The sequence below is a fragment of the Sporosarcina newyorkensis genome (genome assembly GCF_900167515.1).
GTDB classification, from domain to species: Bacteria; Bacillota; Bacilli; order Bacillales_A; family Planococcaceae; genus Sporosarcina; species Sporosarcina newyorkensis.
The window spans coordinates 125,142-142,323 of the sequence record NZ_FUYJ01000006.1; the positions used below are offsets into that span (position 1 = coordinate 125,142).

21 protein-coding genes and 1 riboswitch are annotated in these 17,182 nt (G+C 38.1%); of the genes, 4 read left to right on the forward strand and 17 right to left on the reverse strand.

Annotated features, from left to right (window positions below; genetic code table 11):
* The first annotated feature begins 77 nt into the window (after positions 1 to 77).
* A complete protein-coding gene (locus B5D59_RS12345) occupies positions 78 to 1,478 on the forward strand; it encodes a vWA domain-containing protein (RefSeq protein ID WP_078818170.1) in 1,401 nt (466 codons plus the stop codon).
* A 60-nt stretch (positions 1,479 to 1,538) separates the two neighbouring features.
* Here the strand turns inward: B5D59_RS12345 and B5D59_RS12350 are convergent, their stop codons facing one another.
* Complete coding sequence (locus tag B5D59_RS12350) at positions 1,539 to 2,297, reverse strand: class I SAM-dependent methyltransferase (RefSeq protein WP_078818171.1); 759 nt, start codon at positions 2,295 to 2,297, stop codon at positions 1,539 to 1,541.
* A 174-nt stretch (positions 2,298 to 2,471) separates the two neighbouring features.
* Positions 2,472 to 2,569, forward strand: a riboswitch (guanidine-I (ykkC/yxkD leader).
* 65 nt (positions 2,570 to 2,634) lie between these two features.
* Here B5D59_RS12350 and B5D59_RS12355 point away from each other — a divergent pair.
* Both B5D59_RS12355 and B5D59_RS12360 read left to right on the forward strand, forming a co-directional pair.
* Complete coding sequence (locus B5D59_RS12355; protein WP_078818172.1) at positions 2,635 to 2,976, forward strand: DMT family transporter; 342 nt, start codon at positions 2,635 to 2,637, stop codon at positions 2,974 to 2,976.
* Complete coding sequence (locus B5D59_RS12360; RefSeq protein WP_078818173.1) at positions 2,976 to 3,290, forward strand: DMT family transporter; 315 nt, start codon at positions 2,976 to 2,978, stop codon at positions 3,288 to 3,290. The genes B5D59_RS12355 and B5D59_RS12360 overlap by 1 nt, the downstream gene beginning before the upstream one ends.
* A 50-nt stretch (positions 3,291 to 3,340) precedes the next feature.
* Here the strand turns inward: B5D59_RS12360 and B5D59_RS12365 are convergent, their stop codons facing one another.
* The 9 genes from B5D59_RS12365 to B5D59_RS12405 form a co-directional block, all read right to left on the reverse strand.
* Positions 3,341 to 3,616: a hypothetical protein gene (locus B5D59_RS12365; RefSeq protein WP_078818174.1), complete on the reverse strand. Its 276-nt coding sequence runs from the start codon at positions 3,614 to 3,616 to the stop codon at positions 3,341 to 3,343.
* A 100-nt stretch (positions 3,617 to 3,716) separates the two neighbouring features.
* Positions 3,717 to 4,934 (reverse strand): MFS transporter, encoded by a 1,218-nt coding sequence (locus tag B5D59_RS12370; RefSeq protein WP_040759677.1) that lies wholly within the window; start codon positions 4,932 to 4,934, stop codon positions 3,717 to 3,719.
* Between the two features lie 51 nt (positions 4,935 to 4,985).
* Positions 4,986 to 5,183: a hypothetical protein gene (locus B5D59_RS18720; RefSeq protein WP_040759380.1), complete on the reverse strand. Its 198-nt coding sequence runs from the start codon at positions 5,181 to 5,183 to the stop codon at positions 4,986 to 4,988.
* 264 nt (positions 5,184 to 5,447) lie between these two features.
* The gene (locus tag B5D59_RS12380; protein WP_078818175.1) at positions 5,448 to 5,957 is read right to left on the reverse strand and encodes a YfiT family bacillithiol transferase; all 510 of its coding nucleotides are present in this window, start codon (positions 5,955 to 5,957) and stop codon (positions 5,448 to 5,450) included.
* 55 nt (positions 5,958 to 6,012) lie between these two features.
* Entirely contained in the window at positions 6,013 to 6,537 is a 525-nt protein-coding gene (locus B5D59_RS12385; RefSeq protein ID WP_078818243.1) for a hypothetical protein, read from the reverse strand.
* A 73-nt stretch (positions 6,538 to 6,610) separates the two neighbouring features.
* Positions 6,611 to 6,838, reverse strand: a complete 228-nt coding sequence (locus B5D59_RS12390; RefSeq protein ID WP_078818176.1) for a hypothetical protein — start codon at positions 6,836 to 6,838, stop codon at positions 6,611 to 6,613.
* Positions 6,839 to 6,909: 71 nt separating this feature from the next.
* Entirely contained in the window at positions 6,910 to 7,362 is a 453-nt protein-coding gene (locus B5D59_RS12395) for a GNAT family N-acetyltransferase (protein WP_078818177.1), read from the reverse strand.
* A 110-nt stretch (positions 7,363 to 7,472) separates the two neighbouring features.
* A complete protein-coding gene (locus B5D59_RS12400; protein ID WP_009497931.1) occupies positions 7,473 to 7,766 on the reverse strand; it encodes a hypothetical protein in 294 nt (97 codons plus the stop codon).
* A gap of 91 nt (positions 7,767 to 7,857) precedes the next feature.
* Positions 7,858 to 8,328, reverse strand: a complete 471-nt coding sequence (locus tag B5D59_RS12405) for a methyltransferase family protein (RefSeq protein WP_217698592.1) — start codon at positions 8,326 to 8,328, stop codon at positions 7,858 to 7,860.
* Positions 8,329 to 8,764: 436 nt separating this feature from the next.
* Between B5D59_RS12405 and B5D59_RS12410 the strand changes: the two genes are divergently transcribed.
* Positions 8,765 to 9,181: a hypothetical protein gene (locus B5D59_RS12410; protein ID WP_342746531.1), complete on the forward strand. Its 417-nt coding sequence runs from the start codon at positions 8,765 to 8,767 to the stop codon at positions 9,179 to 9,181.
* A gap of 50 nt (positions 9,182 to 9,231) precedes the next feature.
* Here the strand turns inward: B5D59_RS12410 and B5D59_RS12415 are convergent, their stop codons facing one another.
* The 7 genes from B5D59_RS12415 to B5D59_RS12445 form a co-directional block, all read right to left on the reverse strand.
* Positions 9,232 to 10,416 (reverse strand): MFS transporter, encoded by a 1,185-nt coding sequence (locus B5D59_RS12415; RefSeq protein WP_078818179.1) that lies wholly within the window; start codon positions 10,414 to 10,416, stop codon positions 9,232 to 9,234.
* 175 nt (positions 10,417 to 10,591) lie between these two features.
* The gene (gene fba, locus B5D59_RS12420) at positions 10,592 to 11,449 is read right to left on the reverse strand and encodes a class II fructose-1,6-bisphosphate aldolase (protein ID WP_078818180.1); all 858 of its coding nucleotides are present in this window, start codon (positions 11,447 to 11,449) and stop codon (positions 10,592 to 10,594) included.
* Positions 11,450 to 11,550: 101 nt separating this feature from the next.
* Complete coding sequence (locus B5D59_RS12425) at positions 11,551 to 12,639, reverse strand: tartrate dehydrogenase (RefSeq protein ID WP_078818181.1); 1,089 nt, start codon at positions 12,637 to 12,639, stop codon at positions 11,551 to 11,553.
* A 27-nt stretch (positions 12,640 to 12,666) separates the two neighbouring features.
* A complete protein-coding gene (locus B5D59_RS12430; protein WP_078818182.1) occupies positions 12,667 to 14,094 on the reverse strand; it encodes an aldehyde dehydrogenase family protein in 1,428 nt (475 codons plus the stop codon).
* A 186-nt stretch (positions 14,095 to 14,280) separates the two neighbouring features.
* The gene (locus B5D59_RS12435; protein ID WP_078818183.1) at positions 14,281 to 15,240 is read right to left on the reverse strand and encodes a transketolase family protein; all 960 of its coding nucleotides are present in this window, start codon (positions 15,238 to 15,240) and stop codon (positions 14,281 to 14,283) included.
* Complete coding sequence (locus tag B5D59_RS12440) at positions 15,237 to 16,094, reverse strand: transketolase (protein ID WP_078818184.1); 858 nt, start codon at positions 16,092 to 16,094, stop codon at positions 15,237 to 15,239. Before B5D59_RS12440 ends, B5D59_RS12435 begins: the two co-directional genes overlap by 4 nt.
* A gap of 91 nt (positions 16,095 to 16,185) precedes the next feature.
* Complete coding sequence (locus B5D59_RS12445; RefSeq protein WP_176132582.1) at positions 16,186 to 17,166, reverse strand: sugar ABC transporter substrate-binding protein; 981 nt, start codon at positions 17,164 to 17,166, stop codon at positions 16,186 to 16,188.
* Positions 17,167 to 17,182: the final 16 nt, after the last annotated feature.

The following is a 17,182-nucleotide window of genomic DNA, read 5'->3' on the forward strand; positions in this document are numbered from 1 at the left end:
ATGAAAATCTTTAACCAAATTTAAATAGTGCTACAATATTAAAAATACATTCTATATTTCTGAGATAAGGAGACCTAATGAAACTAAAACACTTTTTATTGTGGACTGCTTTGATTTTCATCCTAGCTGCTTGTGATGGAAAGAAATCAGTCTCAAACGAACCCAATGCCCCAAAAGATGTAGAGGCAACTGAGAAAGAAAAAGGATCTGAAACTGATAATGAGACTAAAAAGCAAATTATAGCTGAAGACATTGAGCCTGCCCCACTTCCGCAAACATTAGCTGAGTTAGCTGAATTACCACCTGGTTATACAGGTCCCCAGCTTTTTGGAATACATGAGGAAGACCATCCGAAATTGGATGAATTAACTGCACACTTACCTGATATTTCTGGTGAACCTACAGAGGCACAGCTTGATCACTACTATAATGAAATTTTGGCAGTATTCCAACATGATTTTAAAGGTCCTGAAGAGTTACTTGCCAAGATGCGCTTTCAAGCTATTGGCAACCCGGATATTGAAGATTCCCGGATGCAGTTTAAGGAAAACTTAAATGTCCTTGTGGTACTTGATGCTTCCGGAAGCATGGGAAAAAATCTTGGCGGAGAAACGCAAATGGCCGCAGCGAAAAAGGCCATCACTAATTTTGTGGAAGGCCTGCCTGCCGAAGCCAATGTGGGGCTGCGAATATATGGACATGAAGGTACAGGCAATGCTTCTGACAAAGCCCGTTCGTGTGCAAGCAGTGATTTAATCTATCCAATAGGAAAATACGACAATGCGAATTTTAAAACTTCTTTAGAAAAAGCACAACCGGCTGGATGGACGCCAATTCAATTGGCGATCAACGAAGCTCAGAAAGATTTAGCAGGATTCAAAGGAGATCAAAACACCAATATCGTTTATTTGGTCAGTGACGGGGTTTCAACCTGTGATGACGATCCCGTTGCCGCCGCCAAACAGCTTTATGACTCTGATATTACTCCCATTGTCAATGTCATCGGATTTAATGTCGACAATGAAGGTCAAAAACAGTTGAAAGAAGTAGCCAGAGCAACAGAGGGCACATACGAAGACGTGCAAAATGCAGAAGGACTACAAAACGAGTTAGATCAAATGAAGGAAATAGCGAAAAATTGGAAAAAGTGGAAAGATCAAAAAACAACGAGTATAAATCATGACAAGATAAAAAACTCGCTCGATATCTTTGGCTATGAAGCAGGTGAGTATAAAAAAAGGGTAGATGAAGGAAGTCAAGTTGGAGTAGCCCTACAATATTTATATCAGGATCAAAATTTGATGTCGCGGGAAACCCACGACTATTTAAGAAAAAGAAATTCTGAATACCACAACTGGATTGAAGAAGAATATATTAAATTAAAACGAGAATTAGAAGAACTCAACGAAAAGAAGATTGATGAAGCGTTACAATTACTCGAAGAAAAGTTTAATGAAAATGTGCCAAGAGATTCCTAATACAGGAATCTCTTTTTTTACGGGCTCACTCTCACTGAATAGGCAGCCACTTTTAATAGATTACTTTTTAACAATGGCTTCAAATGTTATGGTTTGAGTTCGGTCTGTTGGATATTGTCCATACTTATAATCTGCTGAGATCATTATATCCTCAAATCCAATCCGTTCAAGGATCATTTTAAATTCTTCAACTCCATACCAACGAAGCGGGAATCGCTCTAGTTCTGTTTGTACAAGTGTTCCGCTGTCCCACTTTTCATAGCGATTATGAGACACAGTGTATTGATTAATATGGTCAACTTCAACAATTTTACTTTCTAATGTAATCATCCCGCCACCCTTAGATTCCCAAGATCTCGTCGAAACTTTGTTTGTCGTTACTTCGGTTTGTAAAAATATGTCCAGTATAAGCTTACCGCCATTAGAAAGATGATTGAAAAAGTTTTTTAGAGCTTTAATTGAGTCTTCTCTTTTATATAGAAGCAAAAAGGTTCCAGTTGGCACGATAATCGCTTCATATTCTGTATCTAAAGAAAATGACTCCATTTTCCCTTCAAATAATTTCGGGTGCAGGCCCCTATTTTCACAGTTATGACGGCATATTTTTAACATCTCTTCTGAAACATCGAAACCGTCAACTTTTAAACCTTTTTCTAATAGTGGTATAAGGATACGTCCCGTTCCGACACCTGGCTCGAGGATGCTCCCCTTACAAGAAGACAATCTTTCGCTATAAAATTCTACATCCCCAAATGAAAGACCAATATATTTGTCTATATCGTATACTTCTGAAGAAAGCCTATTGTAATAACCCAACATATACTTTTCCCTTCTTTCTAATTTGATTTAACATGCCCTTAGTTTACTATAAATCTATGTGTTAAGATACTCATTCCTTAACAGTCTAATGCGGTTGGATCTAGTAATTGCGCTTGATTAATGAATATATCTTTTTAATCAAAAAGGGTGTATACTATTAGACAATAGAATAACTAAAATGTTTTCTAGGGTTCCGCAACTATTTTGTTGGTCTGGTCCGAGAGAAAACTCACAGTCATGCTGTGTCACGGAAGGATAAAAGCCTGGGAGAAACTGTTCAACAGTTTTTTCCAGGTTTTTTTATTTTGCAGAAAAAATAACAGGAGGTGTTCTGTATATGAATACAGATTGGATCAAAGTAATCATTGCAGCTTTTTTTGAAATTGGTTGGGTTATTGGATTAAAGCATGCAAACAACTTTTGGGAGTGGACAGGGACGGTTGTTTGTATCGTCGTTAGTTTTTACCTGATGATTATGGCAGGGGAAAAACTTCCTGTAGGAACAGTCTACGCCGTCTTTGTAGGACTAGGAACTGCTGGAACAGTATTTGCAGACATCATATTTTTTGGTGAATCGTTTAAAATAGCGAAAATTGTTTTGGTCATGGTTTTATTGGGTGGGGTTATTGGCTTGAAATTAGTGACGAAAAATCCTGTTCCAGAAGGAGATGAGTTGTAATGGCATGGGTTTCTTTAGTGGTTGCAGGTTTATTTGAAATGTTTGGTGTTGCCATGATCAATAAGTTGCACAAGGATCGAAACTGGCAGGCATTTGTTTTGTTGGTGGCGGGATTCGGAGCAAGTTTTCTATTCCTTGCTCATTCAATGAAAACATTACCTATGGGAACAGCCTACGCCATTTGGACAGGAATTGGGGCTTCGGGCGGTGCGATTTTAGGAATGGTTCTGTACGGTGAACCAAAAGATTCGAAAAGAATGTTTTTCATTGCACTGGTTCTAGGTGCAGCAATCGGATTAAAACTGATTTCATAAACCATCATTGGAAAGCCTATTTTGTAAGTAGGCTTTCCTTTTTCAAAACTCTAATTTTTCATCCAAGTTAATACGCGGATAATTTGAAATGGTTCTGTCCAAATAATTATGAAACTTAATAAAAAAAACGCAACCACTGATGAAAACTTTGCCGCACCCTTTTCTCCCCTAACCATTGCCCAAAAGCATAGAAACGATCCAACAATTAACGAACCAAGCCCTAAGACCATAAGGAGTTCAAAAGATTCCTTAAAAATATATGAGAAACCAATTAACAGAACACCAATAATTGCAAATAGAGTTGACAAAACACTAAAACTTCTCATAGCAGTCCCTCCTCTTCACTCATTATACCGAATAGTAATTTAATTCGGAAAGTTGATATAAGATATTGTAATTCTGGAGACGCACTCTGTACGGAACAACTTAATAAAAAGCCTTTTTTGTTTTATCCAAAACAACTATACTCATAATAATTCCTAGAATCAAAAAGGCGAAGGAACCTATACTATATATGAACCGAATCTCATACGACTCAGCAAGAACACCAACTGCCGCAGTAAATAGAATGATTAATAATGCCTCTAATATGCCAAAGATACTTGAAAACCTCCCCATGATATGGACCGATACATTATTTTGATAAAATGTTAAAAAACCAGTATTCCCAAATGATATTGCGAATGTTAATGTTAAAAATCCTATAGCTGCCCAAGTAAAATCTTGTGAGTATGCAAAGATCAAATAACCGATTGGTGTAAAAATTGCACCTACGCCGATAAGGATGTTCGTTTTTAAACGACCAGCGAATAAAGCGTTTGTTAATGAGCCTATTATAATTCCTATTCCCGCGATACTTACCAGAAATCCATAAGAACTTTCAGATAACAGGAGAACTTTTGTTGCGAATGCGGCTTCTAATGAATCTAACGCTGTCATAAATACTGTAATTCCACTAAAGAGAACATAAACCAATGTAATATGCATGTTTGATTTACTAAAACTTAGAATTTCTCTCCAATCATTCCTGATTACTTTAATGCTCACTTTTTCGGCTCTAACTGTTTCCTCGCTTAATTCTAAATTGGGAAGTAAAAAGATTACTATAGCCGACATACATAATGCTAGAGAATTCAGCTGAATAGCAAGATATGGAGAACCTATAATAAACAAAAAACCTGCAATGGAAGGTCCTAGTATAAACCCGCTTGAATTAATAAAATTTCTAAGCGCATTAAATCTTTGTCGATCTGTCTTCGGTATAAGCTTCGTCATATAAACCATAGATGCAGGCTCAAAAATAGAACTCGCAATATTGATGATAAAAACCAATAGATAGATGAAAAACAGTGAATCCATAAATGGGAGTAGGAATATAAAAACTGCTCTGATTAAGTCGAGAAAAATCATTAAATTCCTTTTATTTAACCTGTCAATAAAACTCCCCGCCCAAAAATTTGTACACAAAGCAGCAAAGGGTATTAGGATATAAAGAACGGAAACTGCCAATGGGGAACCTGTCATATCTAATACAATCAGGTTCAGAGCAATTAAATAAATCCAGGCACCCAGATTGGATACGCCAATACCTAACAGCAGTAATAAGGGGTTTTTCCACTTACTAGATTTCAACATCTTATCCACTCCTAAATTCATTGTTTATAGACAGTAAAAAAGAATCCCACCCCCAAGTCATTAGACTTGAGGACGAGACTCCCTGAATTTAGAAGTTCGCGGTGCCACCCCAGTTTGTTCTTGTGTTGCCACAAAAACCTTTTCAAGTACGCCTACTGTGTAATGTAGGATATACTCTATCTCGATAACGGGAGAAACCGGCACATAATCAATATCATGAAGACAATATCCTATGGCAGCTCTGAGGCTTGGTTCCATGTACTTGTACATCCTCCTTCGCAGCTAACGGAGTTCTCTGTCATGCTTAAGCACATATACTCTTCTCTTCATCGCTTTTTAATTAATATATATATTACCACAATTCAAAAATATTTAAAATAAGGATGATTTTTATAGTATCTTAGTCAAAGCACGTATCTTGCTTCAGAAAGACGCCCTTTAATTGAAAAAATCGCTGAATTATTTTTTGTTTTTAAAAAGTGGCTTATCAAAGTTCGATACGCCACTTTCGTACATATTGTATTAGTTTGATAAAGCGATTTTTATATGAGCTAAGTGGTGCTCTTCGTGCCATGCTAACTTTGCCACTTTTGCAGCAACTGTTATTTTACCATCTATCTGATGAATAAACGCACGATCCAATTGCTCTTCAGTTAAATTATTTCCTAAAAATACGATACGCTCATTTATACCTTCTAGCATTTGAATAGAACTTTCTACAGGAAGCCTTGTATCCGGTTGAACAGCCCATTTTTCTTCGTCAAAAGCTGTTACTGTTGGATTCTCATCTGTTAAAGCCAGCTTCAAACGTTGATACATATTCAACTGAGAATCTGCAATGTGATGAACCAGTTGACGAACTGTCCAGCTCCCGTCACGATAGGTTCTGCTCAATTCTTCATCACTTAATGAAGCGACAGTTCCCCTTAATCGAATCGTGAAAGTTTCGATTTCCTTTAGCCATCCTTGAATATTTTCTAATGTCACATTTTCAGGAACTTGTAATCTCCCAATTGGATATCTCACATCCATTTTCATTCCCCTCTCCCTAGTCGTTATTTCTTTTACCTATTTATTATTACATAGTTTATTTTTTAATACCCCATTTAGTAATTGCATACATAATTTCTTTTGGGTTAGGGTCGTGTTCTACATATCCTCCATAACGGGAAACTAGAACACCATAGCTGAAATCTTGACCAATAATCCATATATCATCATAGTTTATACAGTTCCATAAAACGCTAAAATTTCTTACTATCCATTTTCCATCAACCAGAAATATTGGACTATCATCTATCCCTCCTAAAAATAAATAAACTTTTTTCTCTGCAATAGCACACCCTTGAACATACTCCATAACCTCTTGTTCCCAACTAAATTCCTTTCTGAAATCGCTATAAGTAAGCGCAAAATCATTTTTATGCAAATCAAAGTTCCATTTTTCATGAACTTTTTCTAGTATTTTTTCTAATTCCGGAGAAGTGATCAATTCGCTTTTCTCAATAACAACAGACATATCTGGAGGCAGAAGTTTCATTAATTCTACCCTTAGACTTTTTTGTTTGTTGATTCTTAGCTTCTGTTTTAAGAGCATTTTTCGTTCATTCATATTCCTGCCCCCATTAACGACATAAGTATTTATGCTTTTTGTGGCTAAAAAAATTGCTTTCCAACTACCTATTTTATTCAATGATCTCGCCTGAATAAACTCTCAGTTTTTCCTTGGCAATTACCGTTGCACTTTTTAAGTTGTCGGTGAGTGAAAAGCCAGTAGATTTTTGTATCCAAGTGTCCCATTCACTATCCCACAAATAAACATCTATCTCTAATAGCCCGTCTCGTGAACGTTTATTAATTTCAACTTTATACGCCTTACTTGGAGCGTATATTTCTTTAAGAAGTTCATGCATGACTCCAAATTCTCCTATAAATATGTATTCCTTGTTCAACTAGTGCATCTGTTTGTTGAAAACTTGTTCACCTATAAATCTTGAGATAAACGAACCATATCTCTGCATTGAATACCATTTTCAAAGATTTTCTCAGAATAATGCCTAACGAAAAAGTCCATATCTACACCAGTTATTCTAAATCCGCATTTTTGATAAAGAGCCAGTTGCCCAATGCTTGAATTTCCTGTTCCTATTTCAATGGTTTTGTAGCCTTTTGTCTTAGCTATCTTTATTGCATCCAACACCAACCGTTTGCCAATCCCTCTACCTTGTTGACTTTCAATAACCGCAACATTCACCAGCTCGACCGTCTCAGGTCTTGTTGGAAGCAATACATAGGCTCCAATCGTCTGCTGTTCGACCTCACCTATAAAACACTCACCCCTAGTGACATACTCTTCAATAATTTCTCGTGAAGGATCAGCCAATAACAATAATTCCATTGGAGTTTTTTCGCCTTCATTAAGTTTCCTAATAACCATTTTCACGTCTTCCAATTCCCTTCATATTTCTTATATGTTGTTCTGCAATATGCTCTGACTGACTAAAACTGTGTTCCAGAACGCACTTAATAGCGGCATACTTCCAGTAATTAATTTTTATGATTATTTCTAAAGTTAAACAATTCATTGCCCGACAAGACAATGAATACAACATAGAAAATAAACGCGACTCCGCTCGTAGCCACGTAAAAATACCACGCTCCTAACAATAACAGCTTTGTCATGATACAGCTGATGAGTACTGTTAGCCCCGCTCCTAACACATTTTTGATCGCTGTGGAGGGTAAAAACTTGTAAATTACTTGGTAAAACAAAAATCCAATAGCAGCACTCATTACTACTGTAAACACGAACACAGAGAAAATGGTTAGATAGGCCAACATAAAAAAACCCTCCCTATAAATTCAAATGACTCTCTAAAAAAAGAAGAGCATACTGAACTATTCAATTAGCGTTCTCGTATAGTCACTCTTCTCAAAGATACCTACGAACTTTTTTTCGATATCGATTGTATTCATCACCATAAATTTCTTCCAAAGAACCTTCTTCACGAAGAACCTGACGATTAATAAACCAAAACCCGACAATTAGATACAGCAACAATATCCAATTTGGGATGACTAAAAATATTCCTGACAAGATAAACAAAAATGCCGAATAAATCGGATTTCTGCTGATGGAAAATACACCTGATGTGATAAGCTCTCCTGGATGATCCTTATCTATTCCTACACGAAAGCTTTTGCCAAAAGCAATTAAACTAAGCAAAAATAGGATAAGTCCAATTATACAAAATGCAATACCTATCCAACTTATAATTTTGTTGTTAAATAAAAAACTTCCTAGTATTGGGAGGTCAAGAACAGATGTCACTATAATATAAAAATACAATAGAACAAATGGAATTACGATATAATCCTTTTTATCCAACTCCCCAAACTTCATAGCTTCGATTCCTTTTTCCGCAAGATCGCAACGCGGGCAAGAACCATAATAATAACTAAGATAAGTGTGGTTACCGCAAAATAATCCAATAGGATCACCTCCAAATTTTAATACTATGCATCGTTTGCTGCAATTTTTAAAAATTGAACCGGCATAAATTTCTCTCCCAATATTTCTGGTTTTAGTATAGGTACACTCGAATTCCCCTTATATTTCTTTCATCTACTTGCATCGGGAGCTGTTCTTCCACTTTCAGCATTTCACCCAATACTTCTAGGTTATTATAATGAATTCCCCTTACCATTACAGTATAATCAGATTATTAAGATTAATATTCTGTTAGGAGGTAAAATTAGTGCATTTAACATACAAGCTTTTAATTTTCTTGACTCTACTTCTTCTAGTTTCCGGGTGTTCTCAAAAAGAGGAAAGTATATTGAAACTGCCTGAAGACATACCCGACTTTGTAAAAGAAACGGATTTTGACAGTATCGATTGGGATCATAAAGCAGTTCGTCTTTCGGATCAAATGATTGGGAATGAAAATAAATCTGGAGTCATTGGCATTGATATGCCAAGCCTGCAAACTCAAAAATGGATGTGGCATTTGTGGGGATTAGAAAACCCAGTAAATAAAAAATTTACAGTGATCGGTTATCATAGAGAAACGGGAACGGTCCATCAGGTTTTAACATCTGGCTGGACAATCGGTCTTTCGGGAGAAAACAATGGAGCGGATGCACATACCCCCTCCAATGTACAAATACCAGAGGCGGGAGAATGGGCATTCCTGCAATATATTGAAGGCGAATTATTCGATACATTGGTTTATAAGATTGCTGAATACCTTTAGAGAGGATGAATCCAGAATTCTCACTGAGCATTGGAATCTATTTGAGTGAGTCACTTAAACAATACAATAACAATAACGGTTGCTCCTAATGAAAGCATACCAGTATACATGAATACTTCATGCAACCCGATGCTTTCTGCGATTATACCCGCTAGTAAAGGACCGAAAAATATACCCAACGCATAAAAAGACTGAAAGAAACCCATTGCAGACATCTTCAAATCTTTCGGACTAACTCTGACAACTTCACTAAGTAAAAGTGGAAAGATTAATCCTAATGTTAAACCGCTTCCCACATGAAGAATGCTAAGTGTAAATAAAGAGCTTGCTAATGGGACGAGCACAATAAACAACCCTGTAAGACCGAAGCTACTAGACAGTACAATTTTATTATAGCGGCTGTTCATTTTATAAAAGACAAGTCCTAATGAAGCTAGCGCATGGGGGATGAAAAATGCACACGTTAGCCAAATAAAAGATTTTTCCGGTATTCCGAGAGAATCCGCTATAATATAACTAAATCCAAAAATAGTAATAAATAAAATTGCATGTGCAATCAATGATAAGAATGTCAACATTTTTATTTGTGGAATCATGATCGTTTTCTTTATATGTAATCCAATATTTGATTTTGCAGTCGTCACTTTTTCAATTGACACCACTTTAATATTCCAGGCAAAGTAAATACCAATTATTGATGCAGCCGCTCCAATCCAAAATGGAAAATGCCAACCGAATAAATGAACAAGATAACCGCTGATTGTCATGCTTAAAAACTGAGTTGAGACTGTCACAAACTGCAAAATCCCCATCGCTTTTGCAGATTTATCTGCACTAAAATAATAGGCGTACAGCACTGTAGCCATCACCCACATAGATGCCGTGATCCCTGCAAGCAGGCGAGCAATTAATATCATCATAACAGAGTCAAAAAAGACCAATAGTAAACTGCTCAAAAGTGCTATAACAAAGCTGCCAACTAATAATTGCTTGCGAATATTATGCAATCGGTCTGATAAGATACCAAGCGGTAATCTAAGTAGAACCTGTGTAATTCCATAACTCCCCAAAATAATCCCGATCGTGGAATAGGAAAAATTAATCGACTGCAGATATACACCGAAAACAGGTGCATAAATATAAATGGTAAACCAAAAACAAAATATCACTGCAATAAAATTAATATGGTCTTTCAAGCTAATCTCGTTGTCTTGCTTTTTTTCTACTGACCTCAACGCCCTACACCTCCAGAATGTATTAATTATTTTTCTTTTTCAAAGGATAAATGATACCTGATCATCTAATCCTACATTCCTTTGACACAATAAACCCCCTTGTGACTACTACATCCCCTCAGAATGGGGTAGCCTCAAGGGGGTGTTCATATGCTTCTTTTCTTGCTAAATGAATTCATGCTTGTTGAGAGCTTCCAAACTCACGCATTTTTTCGATTACAGTTTCTTTAATCGCTTCTCGCATCGGTCCTAGATACTTTCGAGGATCATACACATTCAGATCTTCCAATAGAACGTTTCGTACCGCTTTCGTTCCCTCGATTTGATTTTCTGTATTAACATTTATTTTAGAAGTACCTAATGAAATCGCGCGCTGAATATCTTTTGTCGGGATCCCTGTTCCCCCATGCAGCACTAAAGGCAAGTTGGACTGATTTGAGATAATTTCCATTTCCTCAAAACCAAGATTCGGTTCTCCTTTATAAGGTCCGTGGACGGAGCCGAGTGCGGGTGCAAGGCAATCGATATTCGTATTGTCCACAAGCTTTTTACATTCCACCGGATCAGCATAAATAACACCGTCCGCAACGACATCGTCTTCTTCCCCACCTACAACACCCAGTTCAGCTTCTACAGAAACACCACGTTCATGTGCATACATGACCACTTTATTCGTTAGTTCAATATTTTCGGTGAGTGGCTTAGAAGAAGCATCAATCATGACAGATGTAAAGCCCGCATCGATTGCTGCTTTACATTTCTCGAAACTAGAACCATGATCCAAATGAATTGCTACAGGGACGGTCGTTCCATAATCATGCATAAGCCCCTTTACTATATTAACGACTACTGTAAAGCCCCCCATATAACGCGCTGCCCCTTCCGATACACCGAGAATTACAGGCGACTTTTCCTCTTCGGCGGCTTGTAAAATGGCTTGAGCATACTCCAAATTGTTCACGTTAAACTGACCGACTGCATACCCTGCTTTTTTCCCTTTATTCATCATTTCCTTCATTGAAACTAATGCCATCTAAAATTCCTCCTTGGGCTTATAAAGACGGGTGCTTTGTCTGAAGATATCACCAGTCTTAACTGAATATAAAATGATTCATATTACTCTTGCTAGTTTTGTTATTTTAAAATGGTGGGCGCATGTTTTTCTTCTAATTGTTTGACGATACGGTCTCCTACTTCAGAAGTAGTGGCATTTCCACCTAGATCTGGCGTCATAACTGTTTTCTCTTCCATCACTTTCTCAATCGCTGTAAGCAAGCTTTCTCCGATATCTTCGTATCCGAAAAAATCAAACATTTGACTTGCAGACCAGATAGCAGCAAGCGGATTGGCAATGCCCTGTTTAGCTATATCAGGAGCTGAACCATGAATTGGCTCGAACATCGACGGATAAACTTTTTCTGGATTAATGTTTGCTCCCGCAGCAAGACCCATTCCTCCTGCTAGCGCTGCGCCGATATCCGTTAAAATGTCACCAAATAAATTTGACGTGACTACCACCTCAAAGCGTTTCGGATCTTTAATCATGTGCATGGCTGCGGCATCTACAAGATAGGAGTATGTTTTAACTTGCGGATACTCTTTGCTCACTTCCTCGAATACTTGATCCCAGAACACCATAGAGTAATTCAATGCGTTCGCTTTACTGATACTGGTCACTGATTTCCCTAACCGGACTGCTTCTTCAAAAGCATAGCGAATAATTCGTTCTGTACCTTTTCGGGAAAAGACTCCCGTTTGTAAAACAACCTCTTCCGGCTTTCCTTTAAAAAGCCAATCACCTGCACCTGCATATTCGCCCTCACTGTTCTCACGGATAAACAGCATATCGATGTTTTCTTTATTCTCCTCAACAAGTGGACATGGGGCACCGTTCAATAGTGTTATTGGGCGGATATTTACATACTGATCAAAGTCTTTCCGAATTCGTAATAATAAGTCCCAAAGTGATATGTGATCGGGCACCCCAGGAAATCCGACAGCGCCGAGATAAATAGCGTCAAACGACTTAAGCTGCTCGATTCCATCATCGGCCATCATCTTTCCATTCTCTAAGTAATATTCGCATCCCCATGGAAAGTACGTAAATTCGAATTGCATACGTCCATCCAATTCAGCAGCTTTTTTCATCACTTTAATACCTTCTTCAATTACTTCGGGTCCGATACCATCGCCTGGGATTACCGCTACTTTGAATATATCCATTTCTGATCCATCCTTCTTTACTTTATGTTATTCTTCTATATTGACGACCACAGTAACGGTTTCAACAAGTTCCTGAATAGCATATGCTGGTCCCTCTTTACCGTTTCCACTTTCTTTCACGCCTCCATAAGGCATCTGATCTGTCCGATAACAACATGTATCGTTAATGACAACTCCGCCAACTTCAAGTAAATAAGGAATTCGATAAGATAAATTCAAGTCAGCCGTATATATGCCTGCTTGTAAGCCATATTTGGAATCGTTGATTAGATCTATCGCTTCTTCGATTGTTTTATAGCTTGAAACTGTAACAACCGGCGCAAATAATTCTTCGTCGACTACTTTCATTCCCTTTTTAACATTCGTGATTACAGTCGGGGAAAAAAGATTCTTTGTCCGCTTACCGCCTGTTACGATATTGGCCCCTTCTTGCCTAGCCTCTTCTACCCAACTTTCTACACGTTCCGCCTCAACTTCGCTAATCATCGGACCAACATTCGTGTCAGGATTTAATGGATCTCCTACTTTCAAACGTGAAACTTCATCTAAAAATCTCTCCATAAATCGATCAAGTACGGATTCTTGAACATAAATTCGTTGTACCGAAATACAAATCTGCCCAGCATGAGCAAACGCCATTTTTGCCAGTTTATCGGCTGCCTTTTCAACATCCGCATCATCATGAACGATCGTCGCAGAGTTAGAGCCGAGTTCTAAGGTGGCTTTTCTCAAACCGATTGTTTTTTGGATATGTTTGCCGACACCTGGAGATCCTGTAAATGTATAGTGTGCGATTCGCTGATCATTTAAAAGTTGTTCTCCCACCGTTCTACCGCTGCCGATCACACATTGAGCATAGCCCTTTGGAACACCCGCTTCTTCCAACAATTCACATAGCTTAACAGTAATTGTTGAAGTGTCAGAGGCCGGCTTAATTATAACAGGGTTACCTGCAGCAAGAGATGGAGCAACTTTATGAACAACCAGATTTAATGGAAAATTAAATGGTGTAATGGCGGCTACCACACCGATCGGTTTTTTTATAGTATAAAGAAAGCGACCTTGCGCGTTATAGTTTGGGATAATTTCCCCTACAAGTTTCTTTGTTTCATCAGCTGCCATCTGGAATGTAGCCACCGATCTTTTTACTTCTGTTCTAGCATCGGTAATAGGCTTACCACCTTCTTCGGCAATCATTTTGGCAAACTGTTCACTATTCTGCTCCAATAATTGTGCGACACGCATTAATACTCTATATCGCTCATCTGGTGCAAATGCTACTTTCTTGTAGGCTGTCACGGCGGCGGTAACTGCCCGATCGACTAACTCTTCACTTGCCACACTAATTTCTGAAAAAAGTTCACCTGTAAATTTATTGTAGATTTTATGTGTTTCCTTAGTAGAGACCCATTCACCATCGATCAACAATCTTTCTTTCACTTGGTTTGTTTGCATATCATTATCTCCAATCTTTTATATTGCTTAACTGGTTGTTTTCTTAGTCAAACTTCAGTAATCAGGTAAGAACCTAACCATAGACCAGACAATAACGTCTGGCTCATGGTGCTGACTCCCTTTTGTTTGACCTTTTATAAATTCATTAGAAAATTCAATATCCCATATTACTTAGAAAAAATTTTATCAAAGACCTTTTTTCTTCAATGCTTCTTTAACGGCTTTCACAATATGGCGAGGTGAGATTTCATACTTTTCCAACATTTCTTCATTAGGACCTGATTCAGAGTTCCTGTCTTTTACCCCTACGCGTAACATAGGTACTGGTTTTTCCTCAACGAGTACTTCTGCAACTGCACTGCCAAGTCCTCCGTAAATACTGTGCTCTTCAGCTGTAACGATTACGCCCGTTGCTTCTGCAGCTTTTACGATAGCTGCTTTATCAAGCGGTTTAATTGTAGGCATATGCAAGACCGATACTGAAATACCATCCGCTTCAAGTTGTTCCGCCGCTTCGAGTGAACGGCTTGTTTGTGTTCCGGTTGATATAATTGTGATATCTGTGCCTTCTTTTAGTAGAACTGCTTTCCCAATTTCAAACTTGTAATCATTATCAAAAATAGTCGGGTATGGATCACGAGCCAAGCGGATGTAGACCGGTCCTTTATACTCGTGGACAGCTTCCATCATCTTTTTGACTTCTACACCGTCTGCCGGCGCTAACACCGTCATATTTACAAGTGTACGGAAAATAGCCAAGTCCTCTAACGCCTGATGTGTTTTTCCTGTCAATCCTGTCAATAGACCACTGTAGGCACCAATTATTTTGACGTCTAAATTGGGTTGAGCAATTTGTACTTGTATTTGATCAATCGATCGTTTAGATAAAAAGGCAGCAAATGAAGTAGCCCAAGGCTGCAATCCTGTTGAAGCCAACCCTGCCGCAACGCTCATCATATTTTGCTCTGCAATGCCCATTTGTAAGAACTTCTTTGGATTATTTGAAGCGACCGTATCCACTTTTGTAGAATTCGCTAAATCACCATCCAATGCGTAGACCTTTTCATCTTCCACTGACAATTGCAATAATGTTTCACCAAATACATCTCTCATTGATACTTTTTCCGCCAATTGAGTACTTTTCATTTGTCAAACCCCTTTTCTAGTTCTTTTACTGCTCCAGTTAATTCGTCATCTGTTGGAATACGTGAGTGCCATAAATATGCATTTTCCATAAAGGTTACACCTTTACCTTTTATCGTATTGGCAATAATAATTGTAGGTTTTCCAGTCACTTTACGTGCTTCAGCAAAAGCTGAACTAATTTCTTCCGGATTATGACCATCAATACTGATCACGTTCCAGCCAAAAGCCTCCCAGCGTTTTTCAGGTTCATGCACCGGAATTTCCCGTGCTTCATTTTCACCATTCCAACCAAACTGCTGAAGTTTATTGTAATCAAGGATTGCTACAAGATTATCGAGCTTATATTTCGAAGCAACATCAGCCGCTTCCCATACTTGACCTTCTTGCGATTCACCATCGCCAATCATACAATACGTACGGTAGTCTTTATTCTGGAGCTTCGCACCAAGCGCCATTCCCACTGCAGCGGAAATTCCCATACCAAGTGACCCTGTTGACATATCAAGCCCTGGTAATGTGTTCATATCAGGGTGAGCTTGTAGACGTGAGTTCAGCGAGTCAAATGTTTTCAACTCTTCTATCGGGAGGTATCCTCTTAATGCTAAAACACAGTAAAGTCCAATTGCTGAATGACCTTTTGATAATACAAACCGATCACGCTCCGCTGCATGTGGATCTGCAGGATCAATATTCATTTCATTGAAGTATAGGTTGACAAGTACATCAACAGCTGACATCGGTCCTCCGATATGACCAGCACCCGCATGATAAACTGTTTCAATAATTAAACGTCTTGCTTCTGATGCCCGTTTCGTTAAATCTGTTAACTTTTCTTCATTAAGTAATAAATTCATTTGAAATTCCTCCTTGATTTCTGTAAATAACAAACATCTAATGCCAGTTAAGCGCTTAACTTAATAGTAAAAAAATAAAGTCTGAAAAGTTTTATTTAGCTAGGATTTTCTTTAGATTCCCTAGGATTTCGCTTGCATTTTCTTCTGTAATAACATCTATTTCTGTCGTAATTTCTTTATCTACAGCTTCATTATTTATAGCTTTTACAATGCTTTCTACCCCTTTATAACCCATGTCATACGTCTTGACAGCAACCGAAGCATTCAATGAACCTTCCTTGATTGACTCAACTGCTCCGATTATACCGTCTATCCCTATCGATATAATTTCTTTGCCTTTTGATTTACTAGCATTCAGCGCGCCAAGGGCCATCTCATCGTTAACGCCGATCACACCTTTTATTTCAGGATGCGCCTGTAAGATATCTTCCATCACAGACGTGGCTTTCAAACGATCCCAGTCTGCCGCTTGCGATGCAACTACTTTCATCCCCGCTTCTTCGAGAGCTTCAAGTGCACCTTTAGTGCGTGCTGCACTTGTTGGCGTGCCTGAAATCCCTTCAAGTATTGCTACCTCATCGCCTGGCTCTAGCTGCGAGGCCAATTTCTCCCCTGCCAACTTTCCAGAGTTCTGGTCGTCATTTCCGATGAAAGTAAGCTTGTTTTCCCAATCAACATCACTATCTAAAAGGGCAACAGGAATATTCTTCTCATGAAACTTTTCTAGTATAGGAACGACAGTATCTGGCTGACTTGGTGTCAATACCAGCCCTGCTGTGTTTTTATTTAATACATCTTCAAGTTGATTGATTTGTTCCATAAAGTTGGTTTGTTCTGAAGGAGCAATGACTGTACCTTTAATACCAAAATCTTCAAACGCGTCTTTTGCACCAGCCTCAATAAACTTAAAGTATTCCGTATTTAAAGTTTTAAGTACAACATAAACTTCTTTTTCTTTTAATGCATCAGTAGAATCGGTCTTCTCAACTTTTTTATCACTTCCTTCGCTACATGCAGTTAACATGAGTACGACTAAAAAAGTCGGAATTAGATATGTGAATAACTTTTTCATCCCAGCTACCCCTTTT